This is a genomic window from Photorhabdus australis DSM 17609 (assembly GCF_000711895.1).
Lineage (GTDB): Bacteria > Pseudomonadota > Gammaproteobacteria > Enterobacterales > Enterobacteriaceae > Photorhabdus > Photorhabdus australis.
The window spans coordinates 1,273-24,186 of the sequence record NZ_JONO01000043.1 but is presented as its reverse complement, the minus strand read 5'-3'; the positions used below and the strand labels follow the sequence as shown (position 1 = coordinate 24,186).

21 protein-coding genes and 1 pseudogene are annotated in these 22,914 nt (G+C 41.4%); 9 read left to right on the top strand and 13 right to left on the bottom strand.

The window, feature by feature from the left end:
- Window positions 1–87 precede the first annotated feature (87 nt).
- A pseudogene (locus BO26_RS24650) lies at window positions 88–935 on the top strand (helix-turn-helix transcriptional regulator).
- A 57-nt stretch (window positions 936–992) separates the two neighbouring features.
- Here BO26_RS24650 and BO26_RS13155 read toward each other — a convergent pair.
- The 3 genes from BO26_RS13155 to pyrG form a co-directional block, all read right to left on the bottom strand.
- Window positions 993–1,208 carry a helix-turn-helix domain-containing protein gene (locus BO26_RS13155; RefSeq protein ID WP_036772044.1) on the bottom strand — a complete coding sequence of 72 codons (216 nt, stop codon included), beginning with the start codon at window positions 1,206–1,208 and terminating at the stop codon, window positions 993–995.
- A gap of 366 nt (window positions 1,209–1,574) precedes the next feature.
- Window positions 1,575–2,876: a phosphopyruvate hydratase gene (gene eno / locus BO26_RS13150; RefSeq protein WP_036772042.1), complete on the bottom strand. Its 1,302-nt coding sequence runs from the start codon at window positions 2,874–2,876 to the stop codon at window positions 1,575–1,577.
- Window positions 2,877–2,948: 72 nt separating this feature from the next.
- Complete coding sequence (gene pyrG / locus BO26_RS13145; RefSeq protein ID WP_036772035.1) at window positions 2,949–4,586, bottom strand: glutamine hydrolyzing CTP synthase; 1,638 nt, start codon at window positions 4,584–4,586, stop codon at window positions 2,949–2,951.
- 455 nt (window positions 4,587–5,041) lie between these two features.
- Here pyrG and BO26_RS13140 point away from each other — a divergent pair, with 455 nt between their 5' ends.
- From BO26_RS13140 to BO26_RS13130, 3 genes are read left to right on the top strand one after another with little or no spacing between them, the layout of a single operon-like run.
- On the top strand, window positions 5,042–5,389 hold the full coding sequence (locus BO26_RS13140; RefSeq protein ID WP_036772033.1) for a hypothetical protein: 348 nt from the start codon (window positions 5,042–5,044) through the stop codon (window positions 5,387–5,389).
- Window position 5,390: 1 nt separating this feature from the next.
- The gene (locus tag BO26_RS13135) at window positions 5,391–5,999 is read left to right on the top strand and encodes a restriction endonuclease fold toxin 5 domain-containing protein (protein ID WP_036772032.1); all 609 of its coding nucleotides are present in this window, start codon (window positions 5,391–5,393) and stop codon (window positions 5,997–5,999) included.
- A gap of 12 nt (window positions 6,000–6,011) precedes the next feature.
- Window positions 6,012–6,734 (top strand): Imm52 family immunity protein, encoded by a 723-nt coding sequence (locus tag BO26_RS13130; RefSeq protein WP_036772031.1) that lies wholly within the window; start codon window positions 6,012–6,014, stop codon window positions 6,732–6,734.
- Window positions 6,735–6,816: 82 nt separating this feature from the next.
- On the opposite strand, the gene BO26_RS13125 is transcribed toward BO26_RS13130, so the two are convergent.
- The 6 genes from BO26_RS13125 to rlmD form a co-directional block, all read right to left on the bottom strand.
- The gene (locus tag BO26_RS13125; RefSeq protein WP_036772021.1) at window positions 6,817–7,419 is read right to left on the bottom strand and encodes an AAA family ATPase; all 603 of its coding nucleotides are present in this window, start codon (window positions 7,417–7,419) and stop codon (window positions 6,817–6,819) included.
- Window positions 7,412–8,527 (bottom strand): hypothetical protein, encoded by a 1,116-nt coding sequence (locus BO26_RS13120; RefSeq protein ID WP_157835555.1) that lies wholly within the window; start codon window positions 8,525–8,527, stop codon window positions 7,412–7,414. The genes BO26_RS13125 and BO26_RS13120 overlap by 8 nt, the downstream gene beginning before the upstream one ends.
- 112 nt (window positions 8,528–8,639) lie before the next feature.
- The gene (locus BO26_RS24895; protein WP_072023259.1) at window positions 8,640–9,017 is read right to left on the bottom strand and encodes a hypothetical protein; all 378 of its coding nucleotides are present in this window, start codon (window positions 9,015–9,017) and stop codon (window positions 8,640–8,642) included.
- A 76-nt stretch (window positions 9,018–9,093) separates the two neighbouring features.
- Window positions 9,094–9,873, bottom strand: coding sequence for a nucleoside triphosphate pyrophosphohydrolase (mazG, locus tag BO26_RS13115; RefSeq protein WP_036772019.1), 780 nt, complete (start codon window positions 9,871–9,873; stop codon window positions 9,094–9,096).
- A 59-nt stretch (window positions 9,874–9,932) separates the two neighbouring features.
- Window positions 9,933–12,164, bottom strand: a complete 2,232-nt coding sequence (gene relA / locus BO26_RS13110; RefSeq protein ID WP_036772016.1) for a GTP diphosphokinase — start codon at window positions 12,162–12,164, stop codon at window positions 9,933–9,935.
- 26 nt (window positions 12,165–12,190) lie between these two features.
- Window positions 12,191–13,522 (bottom strand): 23S rRNA (uracil(1939)-C(5))-methyltransferase RlmD, encoded by a 1,332-nt coding sequence (gene rlmD / locus BO26_RS13105; protein ID WP_036772014.1) that lies wholly within the window; start codon window positions 13,520–13,522, stop codon window positions 12,191–12,193.
- Window positions 13,523–13,692: 170 nt separating this feature from the next.
- On the opposite strand from rlmD, the gene BO26_RS13100 reads away from it, so the two are divergent.
- Window positions 13,693–16,023: an ATP-binding protein gene (locus BO26_RS13100; protein WP_036772081.1), complete on the top strand. Its 2,331-nt coding sequence runs from the start codon at window positions 13,693–13,695 to the stop codon at window positions 16,021–16,023.
- 4 nt (window positions 16,024–16,027) lie between these two features.
- On the opposite strand, the gene dgt is transcribed toward BO26_RS13100, so the two are convergent.
- The gene (gene dgt, locus BO26_RS13095; RefSeq protein ID WP_036772011.1) at window positions 16,028–17,554 is read right to left on the bottom strand and encodes a dGTPase; all 1,527 of its coding nucleotides are present in this window, start codon (window positions 17,552–17,554) and stop codon (window positions 16,028–16,030) included.
- A gap of 251 nt (window positions 17,555–17,805) precedes the next feature.
- Between dgt and mtnN the strand changes: the two genes are divergently transcribed.
- Both mtnN and btuF read left to right on the top strand, forming a co-directional pair.
- The gene (gene mtnN, locus BO26_RS13090; RefSeq protein ID WP_036772010.1) at window positions 17,806–18,507 is read left to right on the top strand and encodes a 5'-methylthioadenosine/S-adenosylhomocysteine nucleosidase; all 702 of its coding nucleotides are present in this window, start codon (window positions 17,806–17,808) and stop codon (window positions 18,505–18,507) included.
- 85 nt (window positions 18,508–18,592) lie between these two features.
- A complete protein-coding gene (gene btuF / locus BO26_RS13085; RefSeq protein WP_072023258.1) occupies window positions 18,593–19,420 on the top strand; it encodes a vitamin B12 ABC transporter substrate-binding protein BtuF in 828 nt (275 codons plus the stop codon).
- An 87-nt stretch (window positions 19,421–19,507) separates the two neighbouring features.
- Here the strand turns inward: btuF and erpA are convergent, their stop codons facing one another.
- Window positions 19,508–19,852 (bottom strand): iron-sulfur cluster insertion protein ErpA, encoded by a 345-nt coding sequence (gene erpA / locus BO26_RS13080; RefSeq protein ID WP_036772078.1) that lies wholly within the window; start codon window positions 19,850–19,852, stop codon window positions 19,508–19,510.
- Between the two features lie 298 nt (window positions 19,853–20,150).
- On the opposite strand from erpA, the gene BO26_RS13075 reads away from it, so the two are divergent.
- Window positions 20,151–20,954: a DUF1460 domain-containing protein gene (locus BO26_RS13075; RefSeq protein ID WP_036772009.1), complete on the top strand. Its 804-nt coding sequence runs from the start codon at window positions 20,151–20,153 to the stop codon at window positions 20,952–20,954.
- Window positions 20,955–21,003: 49 nt separating this feature from the next.
- Window positions 21,004–22,287 (top strand): glutamate-1-semialdehyde 2,1-aminomutase, encoded by a 1,284-nt coding sequence (gene hemL, locus BO26_RS13070; RefSeq protein WP_036772008.1) that lies wholly within the window; start codon window positions 21,004–21,006, stop codon window positions 22,285–22,287.
- A 41-nt stretch (window positions 22,288–22,328) separates the two neighbouring features.
- Here hemL and BO26_RS13065 read toward each other — a convergent pair whose 3' ends face one another.
- Together BO26_RS13065 and BO26_RS13060 are read right to left on the bottom strand one after the other, a co-directional pair.
- Window positions 22,329–22,586, bottom strand: a complete 258-nt coding sequence (locus tag BO26_RS13065) for an AbrB/MazE/SpoVT family DNA-binding domain-containing protein (RefSeq protein WP_036772007.1) — start codon at window positions 22,584–22,586, stop codon at window positions 22,329–22,331.
- 163 nt (window positions 22,587–22,749) lie between these two features.
- Window positions 22,750–22,914 (bottom strand): contact-dependent growth inhibition system immunity protein (locus BO26_RS13060; protein ID WP_236637457.1); only part of this gene is annotated, 165 nt, incomplete at its 5' end.

Here is a 22,914-nt window from a genome sequence, read left to right as displayed (position 1 = left end):
AATATAATTACCTATTGAGGCGTAGAAGTGATACCCTCACATGACAGTTATTACTGTTTTATAGTTTTATCGTAACGGGTGGAAATTATGAAAGATAATACTATGAGTTTCTCTGTAAACAAAGATCTGGATGTTCATTCAAAAAGTTTTGAAGCCTTCGTATCGTACATGGAGAACTGTAATGAATTTTGGTATATAAAAGATAAGGAGTCGAGATTTATCTATATGAATGATTATGGACTTCATCATAGCGGACTACCCAAAGGATTTAATGTTGAAGGTAAGCTTGATAGTGAGTGTCCGGTTTATACCCGTCATCTTTCAAGTTGCTTCTTTGTTGGCTGCGCTCACTCACCCCGGTCACATAGTTATCTATGCTCCCGGGGATTCGCTCCCTTGCCGTCGCGATGCATCTTGAAATCCATAGGGTATATTGGTCTGAGATTGCTGATATCATTCAATCTAATGACCGTAGAGTGATGGAAGAAAAAAAAGTCATTCCTACTTTGATTACATTTATGTATGGAGGTAGGGATAAAATTATTCAACCATTTATGGCGCATGTCACGCCTTTAATAAAAGATGGAGAGTCGATTGGCGTAGTAGGCAGAGCCAGAAAGCTAGAAATTTTTTCAATGTATCATATGGAAATGAATAACTCCCCTGAATCATTATCATTTGGCAACCCAGCTGAGATTTTTACAGATAGAGAGTTCGATATCGTATTTTTTGTGTTGCAATCACTCAGTGCCAAAGATATAGCTAAAAAATTAGGTATTTCATATCGAACGGTACAAAGTCGGTTACAATTTATTTATCAGAAAATAGGGATAAATTCATTAAGTCAGTTAAAAGAATATTGCCGGGGTAAGGGATATGATAACTACGCGCCTACCCGATTTATTAATCCTAATCCTTATATACCTCTGGCATAAATGCACAACAATATGTCATAAGGGTTCTGCCGAGTAGAACCCTTAAAGAGTTGACGTTTATTTTAATTTATATCTGCTTGGCCATATTTCGCAAGGCTCACAATTCAAAGCGGTAGCAATAAGTTGTTCACCTTTAGGCCACGAGCGATGCAATGCATTACTTAGCGTGGATGATGCAAGTCCTGCTTCTCTTGAAACCTCTGATAACGATGTGCCTCGTTTTCTAAGTCCCGCAATGATATCAGCAGGGTGCCAATCGTCTTTTACAATCATTCTTTCGTCTCCTTTCAGTTTGGTTGTTCAAGGTACTATTTAGATTAATATTTTTATATTGTTACAGTTTTTATTTTCCCTGAGTCCGCACTGATGCGGGATACTAAAAAATAGCTGTACTAAAACGTTAAACCCCGCTAAGTACAGCCAAATATTTTCCGAATGGAAAAACGATTAAAAGGTCATAAATGAACTTTAATTGCTCAGAAATGCTCTTTTATAGATACTGGAATATGCAGAAAGTTTAGTTATTTCTGGAAATGTTGGAAATCGCATTAAATACGTTAATGAATGTCTTAAAAAAAACATATTTATCAAAATATTTAAGGAGGGTTTTACCCCTCCTATACTTAATTACTGGCTCGATTAAGCCTGGCCTTTCACTTCTTTCAGGCCCCTGAAAGGTGCACGGTTACCCAGCGCTTCTTCAATACGGATCAGTTGGTTATATTTAGCAACGCGATCAGAACGGCTCATAGAACCTGTTTTGATTTGGCCCGCAGCTGTACCGACTGCCAGATCAGCGATAGTCGCATCTTCAGTTTCACCGGAACGGTGAGAGATCACTGCGGTATAACCCGCTTCTTTTGCCATTTTGATAGCAGCCAGCGTTTCAGTCAAAGAACCGATCTGGTTGAATTTGATCAAAATGGAGTTAGCAATGCCTTTCTCGATACCTTCTTTCAGGATCTTAGTGTTGGTAACGAATAAGTCGTCACCCACCAACTGAATTTTTTCACCCAACACTTTGGTTTGGTAAGCGAAACCATCCCAGTCAGATTCATTCAGGCCATCTTCGATAGAAACGATTGGATATTCTCTGGTCAACGCTTCCAGGTAATGCGTAAACTCCTGAGAAGTGAAGGTTTTTCCCTCACCTTTCAATTCATAGTTACCTGTTTCTGAGTTGTAGAATTCAGAAGCCGCACAATCCATAGCCAAAGTGATATCTTTGCCCAGTACATAGCCTGCTCGTTCTACCGCTTCTTTGATAGCAGCCAGAGCAGCAGCATTAGACTCCAGGTTAGGAGCATAACCACCTTCGTCACCTACAGCCGTGCTCATGCCTTTTGCTTTCAGAACCTTAGCCAGGTTGTGGAACACTTCAGACCCCATACGAACCGCTTCTTTCAGCGTTCTTGCGCCAATCGGCTGAATCATGAATTCCTGGATATCAACGTTATTATCCGCGTGTTCACCACCGTTAATGATGTTCATCATCGGTAGCGGCATAGAGAATTTACCCGGGGTACCATTCAGTTCTGCAATGTGCTCGTACAATGGTATACCTTTAGCGGCAGCAGCAGCTTTAGCGTTAGCCAGAGAAACCGCCAGAATCGCGTTAGCACCGAATTTAGATTTGTTTTCAGTACCGTCCAGATCGATCATGATTCTGTCGATGTTAGCCTGATCTTTTGCATCCTGGCCGATAACTGCCTGTGCAATCAGTCCATTTACTGCATCAACAGCTTTCAGTACACCTTTCCCCATAAAACGGGTTTTATCACCATCACGCAGTTCCAACGCTTCACGGGAACCGGTAGATGCACCAGATGGTGCAGCCGCTAAACCAACAAAGCCCCCTTCCAGATGCACTTCTGCTTCTACGGTTGGATTACCGCGGGAGTCAATGATTTCACGACCGATCACTTTAACGATTTTGGACATTAGGTTTTCCTCAGTACAAGTTATATTTCAAGTAAGTGGCAGAACATTTCAGACTGCCACTTACTGCACATCTTATTTGAGCTGGCCTTTCTGATATTTACCGGCGGCTTTTACAAAACCGGCAAACAACGGATGACCGTCACGAGGAGTAGAAGTAAATTCTGGATGGAACTGACAAGCCACGAACCAGGGATGATCGGGTATCTCAATAATTTCCACCAATTTATTATCTACTGAACGACCTGCTACCCGCAGACCAGCATCTTCAATGCGTTTCAGCAGCAAATTATTAACTTCATAACGATGACGATGGCGTTCAATGATCGTATCCGCACCATACAAGGTACGAACCAGGCTATCTTTTATCAGGTGACACGGCTGACCACCCACACGCATCGTTCCACCGAGATCACTCTCTTCGCTACGCACTTCTAAATTACCGTCCTCATCACGCCATTCGGTGATAAGGCCAACAACCGGGAATCGGCAATCAGGTTCGAATTCTGTTGAGCTGGCTTTTTCCATACCTGCAACATGGCGCGAGAACTCGATTAATGCGACTTGCATTCCGAGACAAATCCCCAAATAAGGAATTTTGTTTTCACGGGCATAACGGGCTGTCATGATTTTGCCTTCCACACCACGACCACCGAAGCCACCTGGAACCAGAATCGCATCCAAACCTTTTAATAATTCGATACCACGGGTTTCAACATCCTGCGAATCAATCAGCTTAATGTTAACAGTCAAACGATTTTTTAATCCGCCGTGCTTTAACGCTTCGATCACGGATTTATAAGCATCAGGCAGTTCAACATACTTACCAACCATCCCGATAGTCACTTCACCGGAAGGATTCGCTTCTTCATAAATGACCTGCTCCCATTCGGACAGATTTGCTTCCGGGCAATCGAGGCTGAATCGTTTACAAATATAATCATCTAATCCTTGAGATTTCAATAGCCCTGGGATTTTATAAATGGAATCAACATCTTTCAGAGAGACAACCGCTTTTTCCGGCACATTACAGAAAAGCGCGATTTTTGCCCGTTCATTAGCAGGGATGACACGATCTGACCGGCAAATCAGAATATCTGGCTGGATACCAATAGAAAGAAGCTCTTTTACAGAATGTTGAGTTGGCTTGGTTTTTACTTCTCCAGCCGCTGCCAGATAAGGAACCAATGTCAGGTGCAAATATAAAGTATGTTCACGACCAACTTCTACCGCCATCTGACGAATAGCTTCAAGGAATGGCAAGGATTCAATATCACCGACAGTACCACCGACTTCTACCAGCACCACATCATGACCTTCACCACCGCTGATGATGCGATCTTTAATTTCATTGGTGATGTGAGGAATAACTTGAACGGTCGCACCCAAATAATCGCCCCGGCGCTCTTTACGCAGAACTTCGGAATAGATCCGGCCCGTAGTGAAGTTATTGCGACGCGTCATTTTAGTGCGAATGAAACGCTCGTAGTGACCTAAATCGAGATCAGTTTCAGCGCCGTCTTCAGTAACGAAAACTTCCCCATGCTGGATTGGACTCATTGTCCCCGGATCAACGTTGATGTATGGGTCCAGTTTCATAATAGTGACATTGAGTCCACGGGCTTCGAGTATAGCCGCTAAAGAGGCTGCGGCAATGCCTTTCCCCAGAGAGGATACGACCCCGCCGGTCACAAAAATATAATTAGTTTTCATGCTGAACCTGAAAGTTTAGGTTTAAAGATGATGGATATAACAGGACGGGAAAGCAGTATACCCTAACCTTAAATACGCTACAAATAATCTGCGCATAAATATACCCGTTATCTTTCAAGTTGCCTCTTTTTTGGCTGCACTCACCCCGGTCACATAGTTTGCTATGCTCCCGGGGATTCGCTCCCTTACCGTCGCGATACATCTTGAAATCCATAGGGTATAAATAAGGTTATTTTCCCTTTCACCGCATTTCCAATGTAGACATGAGTACATACACAAACTTCATTTTTCATGAAGCCAATCGTTATTGGTTCTTTTCAACGTCGAATGATTTTATTGCCTTAATTGATTAAAAAACAGTATGATTGCTTTCATCGTGATCGTTTCGTCTGAATTTAACACAGATAGAAGACCCAATATAGGTAATAGTAGCTTATGAGTTAAGGGGTGATGCCATGATTATACTGACTCAGGAACAATTCGATAAAATCATTGATATAGAGGACGATACTTATATTGAAAAAATCAGGCAATGCATTTTGTCAGAACATGCCGACTTGGTTGTGCATGAGGATGAGAAAAATTTGCATAAGCGACTTAAAGAAGCCTATCGGTATTTAATCGAAGACTTGGGCTTTAAAGATAAAAAGCTGATTAACTCATACCTTTATTTAACAGCATTTAATCGTAACTTCCACGGTGTACCAGAAATCAAAAATGCCCTTGAAGCAGGGGAAAACCCGGAACAACAATACAAAGATATCTTGAGAATAATAGATAACTTGTTGAAAAGGAGAAATTAACATGCCTTTACCTCTGGTAGTTCCGGTCGCTCTGACTGCCGCTGAATATGCAGCATCAGCCCTTACGGGCATATTGGTTGGCGTTGGTGTTGGCCTCGGCGTTACGGAAATGACAAAAGACAAGGATGATGAAAAAGAGCAAGAGGAAGCCCGAACGGATGTGATCAGTACAACAAGGGAAGAATGCAAGGCTTGCCCCGCCATTGAGAAAGTGAGTCCCAGTTGGGAAAGCACCCGTTCATATTCACAGGTTACCCTTGATTATCAACTCCAGATAGCCAAAACCGTTTACAAACCGGACGCAAAACTCATACAAGTATGGGAATGTCTGGGGGTCAGTTTTGATGGCTGGCGACCAAAAGCCTGCCTGTTTCTGGAATCTAAAGCTAAGTATGATCAGTTTTTTAGGAATGGAAAGCCAATGGAATGGTGGACGGGAGATAACTCCATGATAAAGCAAGCTAGTAGACAACAAGAAGTATGTACCTCATTGAATAGCATTCCACGCTCCCACTGGCATTTTATGGAACCTATGAGTGCAACTTACTATTCGAAAGAATTCTCTGGGCATCCCAACGTTAAAGTATTTCACACCCCTTTAATTGGATAGACGAGGTAATAAATGGCTATTTTATCACTGGAAATAGAACTGTATTTTGACTGGAAAGAATCGTTGATTCCACAAATGGCACTCACTGATTTGTATAAGATAACGCAACAGATTGATCTATTCTTTGGATATCACAAGATTTGGTTTCTTCCCGGACACTCCCGTAAGCAGGCATTAGAACACACTGCCTTTGATGAACAAGGGGCAACGAAAAAGGTAATAGAGGCATTTGAGAATGACTATAAGGAAATACCACCTTTTATTGTCCAGAAAATCTGGGATGGTGAAATTGATGACCTTGCCTGTTCTATATCCTACAGAAACTACCGTAGTGACAGGTTAGGACAAACCAAAATAAGAATAGATCTCAATATTAACGAAAAAGATTTTCAGTTTTCACGGTTGATTGATTTTATTACCTTTTTAGTTCTCAGCCGTAATGCTCCCTACATTATGGTAGAAACTAACGGTTATACCTTGAAGAAAAATCAGGTATTCCCCGACAGGTTAAGTGCTGGGTGGATGATTTATTTACCCTTTGTTATAGATCCCGCATTATTACCAATGGCAGCTGAAATCTTGCCTATTACCAATGCTAAAGAACAATTGGGGACATTAATTATCACCAAACAAGGCATTTTTGACGGTGAAAATCAGGATGATATTGATAAAGCCAATGATATTGAAATTCAGTTATTGAATTTGGGATTACTGCCATTAATTACTGAGGTTTAACGGCAATTGCGTTGTTTTATGTTTTTACATTCGGACAACGCTATATTCTTACTAATCAGGATATTTTATTCCCCATGCTGTATTATTTTATTTCATAGGTGGTGAAGTTTAATCCCTGCAAAAAGCTGTCATCATGTGAGCTAAAAATAACAATTTTCTCTTCTGCAAGAGAAATCATCAATTCTATTAAAAATGTTATAGAATCTGAGTCAAGGCCATTTGTTGGTTCGTCAAAAATATAAACATCTGCATCCGTAATAAAAGCAGAGGTCAATAAGAATTTCTTTTTTGTGCCAAGTGACATTTGCCCATATTCAATACCAGAATATTTAGATATGCCAAAACCATTTAAATAGTAGTCTAATTGATGTCTTAGATTATTTTTCCTATAACGTTTGCATAGCTTTATCACATCCATCCCAGTAATAAAGTTATAAAAATCAATATTGTCTGAGACGTAAAAACCATGTTTCTGCAAACTAAATCGATATTTTTTCTCCTTTTTTATCAAGTTAACCATTCCTTTTTTAACCTTGTTCATACCCGCAATACTTGAAAGAAAAGTCGTTTTACCCACTCCATTAACTCCGGCAACACGGTTTAACCCAACATGAAAATTACAATTGCTTCCTGAAAGAATAGTCTTATCATTAATAACCACTTCCAATCCAACAACTTCAAGCATAAATAACCCCAAAAAAGTATGTAAAAGAGACAATAATACAAAGAATAATAAGTTTCGTATACTGAGTTCTCAATAAAGAAATAAATGAGAGAATAACTGAAAGAAAAACATAGGATATAAACATAATAACAGGAAATGATTTGACCACAAAAAAACAAAAAGCAGAAATTAAAATAGAAAATAAAAACAAAGAAACCAAATAATTATAAAGTGAAATTTTTCGCATAGACAAAAAATTGGATAAATATGAAAGGCGACTTATTTCAATATATGAGAGATTATAAAACAATAACATGCATATATAGATAACAACACTGAAATATATTAATAATATATAATCAGCTTTGGCTGGAATTTGAGAAAATGCACTTTCACATAATATATATAAAATCAGAACAGATAATAACATAATAAATGACGATATTTTATTTTTATGAAAATGATATCGTAGATTTACAATATAAGGTGATAAAAATAATCCTGATGAAAACAACTTCTTATTTTGATTAGTTGAGTAAAATGACACAGGATTTAAATATAATCTAAACGCTATTAATAAAATAGCCAATGTAAAAATAAAATTATACAATACTCCATTTCTCAATGATGCAGAAAAAATAAATAATGCAGCAACCAAAATAAAACATAATAAATTTAACTCAAACAAGCAAAATCCAATTACAGCAAAAGAAACAATCAAAAACAACACAGATGAAAAATAATATAAAGAATTAGCATTTCCAGAAAAAAAACCTAAAGAAAAGAAAATAATCATCGGGAAAGCACTATAAATGAAAAAAATGATACTACAAAGAAACAATGTTTTTTTATCTACCAAAGAAACAACGATTGAATTTTTTCTTGCCGTGGGAAAAAACCTTATATTAACCAAATAAAATAACACATAGATTATTAAGGATATGGAAGAGAAATAAAACGATTTGATGTAGTTCTCTGGAGTAACAATATTCGAAGACAAGATAATTAAGAACTCAATTACACCACTGGCTTTTGCCGGAAGTAATAAGAAACAAAGAAATATAATGACATTCTTGTTCCCGGACGCAAATTTTTTTATCCTGCCTTTATATTCCAATGCATCAGCCATTATTAAATTCATACAACCCTCTAAAACCAAAATCTAAACAACGTCCTTTGTGAGTCTTTCGGAAATTTCGTCCTGGAATGTAAATACAAATAATGACTATACCCTATGGATTTCAAGATGCGTCGCGACGGCAAGGGAGCGAATCCCCGGGAGCATAGCTAACTATGTGACCGGGGTGAGTGAGTGCAGCCAACAAAGAGGCAACTTGAAAGATGACGGGTATAAACACAATACATTGATTTTCCCTTAAACTCAATCGGTATTGATTTTCCTTTTGATGTATAAATATATTAATATCCATAAGCATTGAGTAAACCTCTTCCGTACATTTAAAATTATTGAGTAATGGTGAAAACGATATTCCAACTCTATCTTCTATTCTTGAAAATATTCTTTTTTGAAAAAACTTATCATTGGAAAAACGAGAAAGACATTCATCATTAAATAATAGAATAGCCAATTGAGAAATATTTAATTCTTTTTCAAACAAAGCTCAGGAAAATTTATTCAACATAAATTTTCCTCTAAAAAAATAAAAATTCCAGTTTTCAGACTATTATTTCCGATTACTGTTTCTTAACCTGCTGCCACATTTGTTCCATTTCTTCCAGTGTCGCCGTTTCCAACGTATGGCCTTTGCCCAGAATCAGCTTTTCCACTTCTCTGAAACGACTGCCAAACTTATTACATGCTTTCTGCAATGCAAGTTCAGGTTTGTACCCCAAATGACGTGACAAGTTCACAACGGCAAACAGTAAATCACCAATCTCTTCTTCCAGATGTTGTTCATCAACCACCGCCTGATGAGCTTCATCCATCACTTCGTCGATCTCTTCGTAAACTTTGTCCAGCACCGGCCCCAAAGTATCCCAGTCAAAACCAACCGCGGCACAACGTTTCTGTATTTTATACGCTTTCATCAACGCAGGCAGACTTGCCGGAATGTCATCAAGCACCGAATGGAGATCTTTTTGCGCTCTTTCCTGCGCCTTATGTTTTTCCCAACCACCGATAGCCACATCACCGCTGATATCCTGCTGATGACCGAAAATATGTGGATGGCGGCGCTCCAGTTTATCGCTAATCGCATCGCAGATATCATTAAAATCAAACAATTGTTGCTCTTTGCCCATTTCAGCATAGAACACCACCTGAAATAACAGATCGCCCAATTCCTCTTTTAGATCAGAAAAATCACCACGCTCAATGGCATCAATGACTTCATAAGTCTCTTCTAATGTATAAGGTGCGATAGTTTTAAATGTCTGTTGTTTGTCCCAGGGGCATCCCTGTTGAGGATGGCGCAACTGCGCCATAATCTCTAATAACCGTTTTATACCCGTCATCTTTCAAGTTGCCTCTTTGTTGGCAGATGATTTCATTTTTTATCCCAATTTCCCTGCGGTCAGTTGCCATGAAGACGTTTGGCTTCAATGACATCTGGTAACTGATTGATTTTCGTCAGTATCCGTGCCAGTACTTGCAGGTTATAAATCTCAATTTTCATATCAATGGTAGCAATCTGCTGTTTTACATCACTACGGCTGCTCACCCCAAGCACGTTGACCTTTTCATTCGCTAAAATCGTGGTGATATCACGCAGTAATCCACTGCGATCGTTCGCAACAACACGCACAATCAATGAGTAACCACTGGAATAATGTTCTCCCCAAACCGCATCCACTACCCTTTCAGGCGCATTTGCCTGCAATTCTGCCAGTTGTTCACAGTCAACCCAGTGGATCGATATTCCCCTCCCACGGGTAATAAAACCAACAATCTCATCCCCCGGAATTGGCTGACAGCAACGCGCTATGTGATGCATTAAATTACCCACACCTTCTACCACAATCCGCCCATTGTCTTTAGCAGAACTACGCTGTACATGAGGTTTACTTTCCAAATTACGAAGCGCTTCCCGATCTGCATCTTCTGCAGTCGTCTTATTAAATTTACTTTGCAAGAAGTTAATCAACTGGTTGATACGAATATCACCAACGCCAATTCCTGCCAAGACTTCATCAAGTGTGTGGACGTTATAACGGGCAATGAGTAGCTTTTCGGCTTCTTTTAGACTAATCCCCAAATGTGTCAGTTCGTTATCCAACATCTGACGCCCCGCAATGATGTTCTTATCTCGATCCTGTTTGCGGAACCAGTTATGGATTTTCGCCCGGCCACGGCTTGTCGTGACATATCCCAGGTTTGGGTTCAGCCAATCGCGGCTTGGGTTTGGCTGTTTTTGCGTGATGATGTCAATCTGATCGCCCATCTGCAACTGGTAGCTGAATGGCACAATACGGCCACCAATTTTTGCCCCGATACAACGATGCCCCACATCACTGTGAATATGGTAAGCAAAATCCAGTGGCGTAGAGCCCGCAGGCAGATCAATAACATCCCCTTTAGGCGTAAATACGTATACTCGATCATCAAACACCTGGCTGCGAACCTCATCCAGCATTTCGCCAGAATCTGCCATCTCTTCCTGCCATGCGATCAGTTTACGCAGCCATGCAATACGCCCTTCATATCCCGCACGATTAACCGCTGTTGCTCCCTCTTTATATTTCCAATGGGCAGCAATCCCTAATTCAGCATCTTCATGCATCTGACGGGTACGAATCTGAATTTCCAGTGTCTTACCACCCGGCCCAAGCACGACTGTATGGATAGACTGGTAACCATTGGGTTTTGGGTTGGCAACATAATCATCGAATTCATCCGGCAAATGGCGATAGTGAGTATGTACTATTCCCAGAGCCGCGTAACAATCCTGTAAACGTTCAACCACAATCCGCACCGCCCGAACATCAAACAGCTCATCAAATGCCAGTGATTTTTTTTGCATCTTGCGCCAGATGCTGTAGATATGTTTAGGACGCCCGTATATCTCAGTCGTTACGTTTTCTTTGAGCATATATTTACGTAATGTACTGACAAAGTGATCAATATACTGCTCACGATCAATTCGACGCTCATGCAATAGAGTGGCAATTTTTTTGTATTCATCAGGATGGAGATAACGGAAGCAGTAATCCTCAAGTTCCCATTTGAGTTGACCAATTCCCAGACGATTAGCTAATGGCGCATAAATATTGGAACACTCTTTAGCAACCAATACCCGTTCATCTTCAGCCGCTTCTTTGACTTCCCGCAGATGCGCAATCCGCTCCGCCAGTTTGATAACAACACAGCGAAAATCTTCCACCATGGCCAATAACATGCGACGGACATTATCAACCTGCACAGAGCAGGTTGAATCGTTATGAGTGGCTTTCAACTGACGAATAGCATCCATTTCCATGACGCCTTTCACCAGATTGGTAATCGCACCACCAAACGCTGCTGTGACCGTTTCCCCATCGAGTAATTTGGCATCAACCAATGGAAACAGTAACGCAGCGCGCATACTGTCATTGTCCATACTCAGCGTGGAAAGGATCTCGACCATTTCTACGCCACGCCATAATAGAAGTTCTGAATCAGGATGATTTTGCGCTTTTTCGTAACAATAACGCCAGGTCTCGGCTAATTTCTCACTCAATTGAGGATTCACGATACTTAAACTCGCGATCCAGTTATGTACTGCAAATTCTCCCGCAGGGGTTAAATGAGCACTTCTTATCGCAACCATAATCTCTCCTGACTACTTCATAGCAACTACCCGCCACAATCCATACGGCTAAATAGCGCCATTGACTCCAAATGACCTGTATGCGGAAACATATCCAACATCCGCACACTGATAATATGATAGCCAGCCTCAAGCAGCGTCTTACTGTCCCGCGCCAATGTTGTTGGATTACAAGAGACATAAACCACTTTTTCAGGGGCTAGCTTGACGATGTGTGACATTACTCCTGCTGCACCCGCACGCGCCGGATCTAATAAGACCTTGTTAAATCCCAGCTTCGCCCAAGGCTGCTGATGTATGTTAGCTTCCAAATTTTCATGATAGAAAGATATGTTATCCAAATTATTTAATCTGGCATTATATTGCCCATTAGCTACTAGCGTGGCAACCCCTTCCACTCCGACCACAGCCTGTACTTTCCGCGCAATAGGTAAGGTGAAATTCCCCATACCACAGAACAGGTCAAGGACTCTGTCATTGGGTTGTAAATCGAGCCACTCCATCGCCTGGGCTACCATTTGCTGATTGACCGTATCATTAACCTGAATAAAATCTCTGGGGCTAAACACCAGTTTCAATCCGTCTACCTGATACCAAGGTTCCTCCGGTCTATTAAGTGGCTCAAGTGTGGTCTCATTTGCCATCAGATAAACAGCGACATGATGTTGCACCGCAAACGTGCATAATTTCTCTTTATCTTCCCCTTTCAAGGGATCAAGGTGACGCAATATCATCAATGGCCCATTATTTGCCAGCACCAGCTCCACATGCCCCAACCGTTTGGCTGCTTTCAAATTACTCAGGCATTGAGATAATGGCAGCAATAACTGTTCCAATTCCGGCTGCAAAACCGGGCATCTTTTTACAGCAACAATTTCATTGGATTGATTTTGCCGAAAGCCCATCACCAGTTGACGTTGTTTCATTTGATACTGTAGGCCAAGTCTTGCCCGGCGCCGATAGCCATATTCAGGGCTGAGAATCACGGGTTTAGCGGAGACGGTGACACCGGTTTCCCGCCGGATAAGATGTTCCAGAACACTGGCTTTGCTTTCACGTTGCAAATCAGGCGCAACATGTTGTTGCTGACAACCACCACATACGCCAAAATGCGGACAACGGGGACTTACACGATATTGACTGTCAGAAAGACGCTTGATCAGCTTTGCTTTTGCAAACTGACGTTTCTCTTCGGTTAGTTGGACCTGTGCCTGTTCGCCGGGCAACAACCCAGCGACAAAAATGGTTTTACCTTGATGACGAGCCACGCCCTGTCCCTGAGCATCCAGATTATCCGCAGTGACTGTGATGATATGTCGATTGATTGTTCGGCGGTTAGGGGAATAAAATTGCACCATGATTCTTGGACTATGAGTTATTAACTACCTATCCCAACAGGGCTATACCCGTTATCTTTCAAGTTGCCTCTTTGTTGGCTGCGCTCACTGTTCATTCACAAGAACAGCCTGTAACAATGACGCCTATTGGGGTAGGCTCTAAACCCTTATTTTCCCATACATAGATGCCTATGACCAAATATAGTTTACTCATTCGAATGATGAGCCTGCTTTTAGTTCCAATTCTACTAATTGGCATGTTTCTCAGTGTATCGTTTATCTATTACCACTATAGTGAAATCAAAAACCAGATCGTCCGATCCGGAATCAGTATTATTGAACCTCTGACTATCGCCAGTGAAATTGGCATAAACCTGCATAACCGTGAACGTGTCAATTCATTGATAACCAGGCTTCACCGCAGAAATTCTGAGATAGTTCGAGCCATTGCTATCTTTAATGATGATAATCAACTATTTGATATATCAAACTATAAATACGATTCAACTCAACTACAAATCGCACCAAATACCCCACTTCCCACCACTCTGGCAAAAGTGGAGATCAAAAACAGCATTGTTTTACGTATGCCAATTATTTCAGAGCATCACTTATCCAAAAATCAACAGAATACAGATCCCCCCTCTCTGCATCCCATTGGTTATATCGCCATTGATCTTGACTTACGAGCCGCTCACTTACAGCGATATAAAGATATGGCTCTCTTTATATTAATCTTGATCATTTGCCTCGGCGGAGCATCATTATTTGCCTACTACTTGGTTCGTAAAATCACGAAACCTATCAGCGAAATAGTCCGTACTGTTGATAGAATTCGTCAGGGACAGTTAAACAGCCGTGTCAGCGGAAAGTATTTTGGTGAACTCAATACGCTGAAAAATGGCATTAATGCAATGGCAAAATCCCTTTCTAGCTATAAAGAAGAGATGCAACACGACATTGATCAAGCAACTTCCGATTTGCGGGAAACAATGGAACAGTTCGAAATTCAGAATGTTGAGCTGGCAATAGCGAAGAAACGCGCTCAAGAAGCCGCCAGAATAAAAACAGAATTTCTGGCCAATATGTCTCATGAATTACGTACACCACTGAATGGCGTCATTGGTTTTACCCGCCAAACCCTGAAAACATCCCTGACAATACAGCAAACTGAATATCTGTATATTATCGAACGTTCTGCCAATAACCTGTTGAATATTATCAATGACATATTGGATTTTTCACGACTCGAGGCTGATAAGTTAATACTAGAAAATATTCCATTTCTCCTACAAGAAACTATTGATGAGGTGATTGTTTTACTGACACCTGGCGCCCAAAATAAGAACATTCGGCTTACTCATAGTGTTGATCCGCAAATACCGAATTTAATCATAGGTGATCCTATGCGTCTCCAGCAAATATTAACCAACATTGTCGGTAATGCGATTAAATTCACTGAACAAGGTTCAGTAGAAATAAATATTAATTTGGCGCAACAACAACATCATAAAATCAATTTAACAATAACTGTCAGCGATACGGGTATCGGTATCAGCCCTGAACAGCAACCTCATCTGTTTCAGGCTTTTCATCAGGCAGATGCCAGTATCTCCCGCCGCTATGGTGGTACCGGCCTTGGTCTTGTGATTACCCAAAAACTGATCCGCGAAATGGGCGGAAATATCAGTTTTACCAGCGAAAAGGGCAAAGGTTCTGTTTTTCATTTTGATTTATGGCTGGAAAAAGATGATTTCATTCTGACCGGATCCGCTATGCCACAAAAATTACTTACCCATCCCTCTCGTTTACCAATAACAGCCATGGCCGTTGATGACAATCCAGCTAATCTCAAATTGATAGGCTCGTTACTAGAGGAAATCGGGGAAAAAACAGTTCTGTGCAGCAGTGGAGAAGAAGCTTTGCAAGCGGCAAATGATCACCACTTTGATGTCATTCTCATGGACATTCATATGCCGGGTATGGATGGCATCTGCACTTCTGAACGCATCCATCAGCTACCACAACACCGTAATACCCCGATCATTGCGGTCACCGCCTATACCTGTCGGCCTAAGGTTGATACAGCTCAGTCGCCATTTAAAGGTTTTTTGACCAAACCATTGGATGAACATCGTCTAAGAGCCATGCTAAGCCGGTATGTCAAAACGTTCGAGCCACAACATATTGACTGGCAATTAGCCCTGCAACAATCCGCAGGAAAAGAGCAGCTTGCGCTGGATATGCTGCAAATGCTGGTAGATTTATTGCCAGATATTAAAGCAATGACAGAGGCAGTTTTGTCAGGGGAAATGGTTGAAGACTACCCGCAACAGATCCATAAGCTGCACGGCAGTTGCTGTTACGGCGGCGTGCCTCGACTAAAAGCACTCTGCCAATTGATTGAACAACAATTACAAAAAGGTGTTTCATTCACGGATATAGAGCCTGAATTGCTGGAACTGGCAGATGAAATAGACAATGTCCTCACCGCTGCACAAAAAATATTGAACAACGGTTGAGGCATTAATTACGTACTGTGAATTTGCAGTATTCTTCATAGGCATAATTATCTGTCATGCCACTGATGTAATCCTGAATAAGACGAGCGCGGTAATAGAACTCTATCAGGTCTTCTTCCGATTCATCAGTGGTAATCATCCCTTTTACCGCTTCACTGTAAGCCAGACGATGTTTTGTGGAAAGTTTGTGCAACAACCTGGTTTCAATAAAATACTTTTCGTGACAATCATTTTGGTTTAATTCCATAAAATGCTGACGGGGCATTTTCAATAATGGGTAGTAAAAATCCAATAGCCCATTAATAACTTTGTATCCTTGCAACTCTAGTTCTTCAATTTCTGGATGATTAAATACCCTTTTACAAGCAACGTTTTTCAGCGTTTTAAGTAACCGATGCTCTTCACTCTTATCTTCAAGCAATGCCTGATTAAATGTCCCTGCAAAAACCGCAGGTAAATGATCAATAAAACGACGGGCGGTATAAGGCACAAGCTTACCGGTAATATAAACCCTTAAATACATAAAGAATTGGTCTTGCTGGCTACGGCGTAATTCGTTACCAAGCGTTCTCTTATAAGCCTCGTTAATAGTCACCTCGAATAGATCCCCAGCCTGATGACCGCCACTTTCTTGCCACTCCTGTTTGAGATATTCCACCAGCATATCCACGCCAAAAATATCTTTTTCAACCGCGTCGTCCAGATCAGCAATACAATAAGAGATATCATCTGCAGCTTCCATAATATAAGTCAGTGGGAAGCGACAAAATTCCCCCATGTTAAGCTCACGACGTAATTCACGGACAAAATCCTCTTCCGACCAATAAAAACCTGGTTTTTTCATCAGGTAATCAAATTGATTCGGTTCTTCTTCAAGACGAAAAGCAGGCAGCGTATATTTTAGAATACAGCCAATTTGGGCATAAGTCAGATTGAGTTTTAGCAGGCTGTGGACCATACGGATCGCCTGAGCATTCCCTTCAAACTGACATAAATCTTTACGTAATTGACGACGGAAGCGATCTTTTTTCGCATCACCGCTCAAATGCAATGCCAATATTTCACATTGATCTTTTTGCCCCATATTTTCCGGGTCAAAATTAGGATTGAGCTTTCTGGCAAACCAATCTTTAATCGCAGCTTCACCAAAATGACCAAAAGGTGGATTACCAATATCGTGCATTAAACAGGCCATTTCAATCAGGCTTTCAAATGGCAACAGACGTTTATCCAACCCATAATGAACCAACAGATTACGCGATTTCAATTCATTGATAATGGTTTTCGAAATATAACGCCCAATTTGCTGCACTTCTAATGAATGAGTTAAACGACTGCGAACGGCAGCATTATGTTCCAACGGGAAAACCTGTGTTTTCTGTTGCAAACGGCGAATAGCCGCTGAATTGATTATCCGTCCGCGATCACTTTCAAACTGGCAAATAACTTGCTCTTCATTATTAGGATCAACATCATACTGACTGTATTTACGTTGATAATTAAGCTTCTGACTAAAGTCTATTCCAGACATTGATCCCCCTACTTGTGAGATAGTACTGTTTTACATCACAGATTATCTGATTGTTCCGTATTCGATGTTAAACTCAAGAACTGAATGATTTTATACCCTATGGATTTCAAGATGCATCGCGGCGGCAAGGGAGCAAATCCCCGGTCACATAGATAACTCTGTGACCGGGGTGAGTGAGTGCAGCCAACAAAGAAGCAACTTGAAAGACGACGGGTATATATGATTAATTAATCAACAGCGAGTATGACATAATGAAAGTAGGCGTGATAGGTGCTATGGAGCAAGAAGTGACTTTACTGCGTGATCAAATTGAAGATCGCCAGACATTGTCGCAAGGTGGCTGCGAAATCTATACCGGTAAACTCAACGGCGTGGAGATCGCACTGTTAAAATCGGGTATTGGTAAAGTTTCTGCTGCAATTGGTACGACTTTGCTGCTTGAACATTGTCATCCCGATGTGATTATTAATACGGGCTCAGCGGGTGGGCTTGATCCGCAATTGCAAATTGGTGACATCGTGGTATCCAGCGAAGTTCGCTATCACGATGCGGATGTCACTGCTTTTGGTTATGAGCCGGGGCAAATGGCGCAATGCCCTCCCGCTTTTGTGGCGGATAGCCAGCTAATCACATTAGCAGAAAAGTGTATTCATTCACTGAATCTGAATGCGATACGTGGGCTAATTTGCAGCGGTGATGCATTTATTAACGGTGCAGAGCCACTGGCACGTATTCGGGCTAATTTCCCACAAGTCACGGCGGTAGAAATGGAAGCCGCAGCGATAGGGCATGTTTGCCAACAATACAACACCCCGTTTGTTATTGTACGCGCTATCTCTGATGTGGCAGATAAAGAATCTCATCTCAGCTTTGATGAATTTCTTTCGGTGGCAGCCCGCCAATCCACATTAATGGTCAACGCAATGCTGATCGAATTGGGCAAAAATAAATAATAGATTATCAGCAGAATCACGCCCTGCGGCAATATCAAGGGCGTGTTTGCCAGCAGCACATTTAATATTTCAGAGAGTATGCCAAATGAGATGGATAAAAAGCCTAAGTTCAGTTTGGTTATCGCTTTTATTGTTTCTCAACGGTTTCAGTTATTCGCTGTATGCCAAGCCTCTGCGGGTAATTAGTTTATCCCCATCAACCACAGAATTAGCCTATGCCGCCGGGTTAGGTGACAATTTGATCGCGGCCAGTGCTTATTCTGATTATCCTCCTCAAGCCAATAAACTTGAACAAGTGGCTAACTGGCAGGGAATTAATCTGGAACGCATTGTCATCCTTAAACCCGATATCATTCTGGCATGGCGTGGAGGTAATCCCCAACGCCCACTGGAACAGCTCGCTTCTCTTGGTATTAAGATCTTTTATTCCGATCCAGAAACCACCGAACAAATAGCTCAGGATTTAGAACGACTGGCTGAATACAGCCCACACCCTGAACAGGCAAAAAAATCCGCGACTGAACTTCGCCTGCGCTTTGCCGCTCTGAAACAAAAATATGCCGCTATCACACCAAAACCGGTCTTTTTACAATTCGGCACTCATCCTCTGTTTACCGCTTCAGGACATACACTACAAAGTGAAGTGCTTTCCATCTGCGGTGGCAGAAATATCTTTGCTAACAGCCCTGTTCCCTGGCCACAGGTAAGTCGTGAGCAAGTGCTCACTCGAAAACCTGAGATGATTGTTATCAGCGGTGGGGAGGAGCAGATCAAATTAATTGAAAATTTTTGGCATCCACAATTACATGCCAAAGTGATTACATTAAATGAAGATTGGTTTCACCGCGCAGGACCGCGCATCATTCTGGCAGCCGAACAACTATGCCAGCAATTGAACGACAAAGGTTCTTGATAAGCAAAATCATTTAATCGGATTAAAAGAGACTCCCGTAATAGGTCATATCATTCAGACTCAATTACGGGAAACAAATAGCCAGAATCAGATACTGAAAGAAGAGCCACAACCACAAGTTGTCTTCGCATTAGGGTTGGTAACAATAAAACGAGAACCTTCCAGACCTTCGGTATAATCAACACAGCCGCCAACCAAATATTGCAAACTCATCGGATCAACCACCAGCTCAACACCTTGTTTCTCAATGGTCATATCCCCTTCATTGATCTGATCATCAAAAGTAAAACCATACTGGAATCCGCTGCAACCGCCACCCGTGATATAAACCCGTAAACGCAGGTTTGGATTTTCTTCATCCGAAACCAAGATTTTCACTTTGTTAGCGGCAGCATCGGTAAACTGTAAAGGTAACGCCATATCATTGCTCATCATTTTTTACTCCAAACCGGAACCCGGCAAAAATATTGAGAAGACCTCAAAATTCGCCGATTATTAATAACCCGAATTATCCAATACCTGATTGATTCGTTCAAGTTTTGTCATTATCGGTGCCCCCGAACCGCTAAAAAACTGTCACCTATACCCAATAGATTTCAAGTTGCAAGATGACGGGTATATAGTTAAACCATCCGTTAATCAATTAACAGTCAAGAGGAAAAAATATTGATTTATTATGATTATTAGTTACCTTGCTAAATGTTTATCAAAGGAACAATAGGGAGTTTTTATGCGAAAAATATTGCCACTTATGCTGGTTGTCACCCTGGCGGGATGTACAGCTCACAGCAGACAAGTTGACATTGACAATGACAATGACAATGACAATGATACCGCGAAAAAAATTAACGATATTATAGAAAATCAGGTAAAACCCGCCAATAAAGACAATCCGGGTGAAATAATAAAAAATGTCTCTTATAAGTTCCTGAACACGCCTTATGCTGCAAACAAACTGATCGGTTCTCCTGCAGAACCTGAAAAATTAGTCATAGATTTTAGCGGGCTGGACTGTTTTACTTTTCTTGACTACGTAGAATCTCTGAGAAAATCTAACGACCAAAATGATTTTATAGAAAAACTCATCCAGACAAGATATATCGATGGAAAAATTAATTTCTTGCAAAGAAAACATTTCTTTACCGACTGGTCAACCAGAAAGAAATTAAATGCCAAAGATGTAACAGATGAAATAAGTGCCTCTTACATAAAAATCACCAAAAATCTGAATATAAAGCCGGATGGTAGTGAATATATCCCCGGATTGGGCGTTATCAAAAGAGATATTAAATATATTCCAGGTGATAAGGTCAATGATTCCGTTATTAAGAACTTAAAAACAGGCGATTATATAGGAATATATACCCATCTTGCCGGACTGGATGTCACACATACCGGGATTTTTATTATGACAGATCATGGTCCAATGCTTAGGAATGCCTCCTCACTGGCTGCGAATAAAAAAGTTGTCGATTCGCCATTTCTTGAATATGTCAAGAATAAACCCGGAATTATCGTTCTAAGAGCATTATAATCCGGGGGCAAACGACAAACCCACTTAAAAATAGATTCAGGAGCCTTTCATGAGCCAATCCGACATCCTTTATTCTCAGGCAAAGCAACTTATTCCCGGCGGTGTCAACTCGCCGGTACGTGCGTTTAACGGTGTTGGCGGTACTCCGTTGTTTATCAAACATGCTGATGGCGCTTATCTCTATGATGTTGATGGTAAAGCCTATATCGATTATGTCGGCTCCTGGGGGCCAATGGTACTGGGACACAACCACAGCGCTATCCGTAATGCCGTTATCAAAGCCGCAGAACAAGGATTGAGTTTCGGTGCACCCACTGCTGCCGAAGTAGAAATGGCGCAGTTGGTGACTGAACTGGTACCATCAATGGATATGGTGCGCATGGTTAACTCAGGTACAGAGGCGACCATGAGTGCTATTCGTCTAGCTCGTGGCTATACCAACCGCGATAAAATCATCAAATTCGAAGGTTGTTATCATGGCCATGCAGATTGTCTGCTGGTGAAAGCCGGTTCTGGCGCCCTGACTATCGGCCAACCCAACTCGCCGGGGGTTCCAGTTGATTTCGTCAAACATACGCTAACCTGTACCTATAACGATTTGGACTCCGTGCGGGAAGTGTTTGAAAGATATCCTGAAGAGATCGCCTGTATTATTGTCGAACCTGTCGCCGGTAATATGAACTGCGTACTGCCACAACCAGAATTCCTACCCGGTCTGCGCGCGCTGTGTGATGAGTTCGGCGCTCTGTTGATTATTGATGAAGTGATGACAGGTTTCCGCGTCGCCCTCGCCGGCGCACAATCTTATTACGGTGTCGAACCCGATATAACTTGCCTTGGCAAAATCATTGGCGGCGGCATGCCCGTTGGCGCTTTCGGCGGACGTTATGAAGTGATGGAGAAACTAGCGCCAATTGGCCCTGTTTATCAGGCAGGAACCCTATCCGGCAACCCGATTGCAATGGCTGCCGGTCTTGCTTGTCTGAAAGAAGTTTCTCAACCCGGTGTACATCAACGTTTAACCGAGCTAACAGATAATCTGGCTACCGGCCTGACGAAAGCAGCAAAAGAGGCTGGCATTCCTTTGGTAATCAACCATGTTGGTGGGATGTTCGGTATTTTCTTTACTGATGCAGAAACCGTCACTTGCTATCAGGATGTGATGAATTGCGATATTGAGCGTTTTAAACATTTCTTCCACCTGATGCTTGATGAAGGAGTTTATTTAGCGCCTTCTGCATTTGAAGCGGGTTTTATGTCTATTGCTCATACTGATGAAGATATTCAGCGTACTGTTGATGCAGCTGCTCGCTGCTTTGCCCGACTGAAATAATTTCTTCGTTTTCAAATAATAGCGCCGTATTTTTACGGCGCTCATTCTTTCCATCCTTCGAATGGATCACAAGATTGTTCTTGCTGACACCACTCTTCTTTATTCAGAAAATCGTCGAGAATAGTTGTCCCCTTCAATGCCGCAAAAAATCCGGCCCAATCGTGTGGCTTACAGGACAGTATGACATCTCCTGTCTCAGGATTTTTTCGAATAAAATAACCAGAAAAAGTTTCAATGCAGTAAAAATCGCCATTAAACATGCATCTAGCATTTCTCCATCGTTTAAAAACTTCACTCATTATTTCACCACCGTAATTTTAGCGGTCAGGCTCATTTAATAACTATTTGAATCTTTTCGAGATAATTAGCGGACACATAATAGTGATTACGTGTCCATATTAATTAACTCTCTAAATCAAAGATCATGAATAATCAATGCAAAAATAAACTGTTACCTTATCGTCAAACATAACTTCTACAACGTGAAAAAGCCAGTCGTAATGCTGCACCCACTTCCTCAGGAGAACTATCCGCCGGGATTACGACATAATCAGATTCAGAAATACCATCTCCAGACCAGTCCTCCAATTTTTCATGGCTAGATGGTTGTATCGTTATCTCACCATC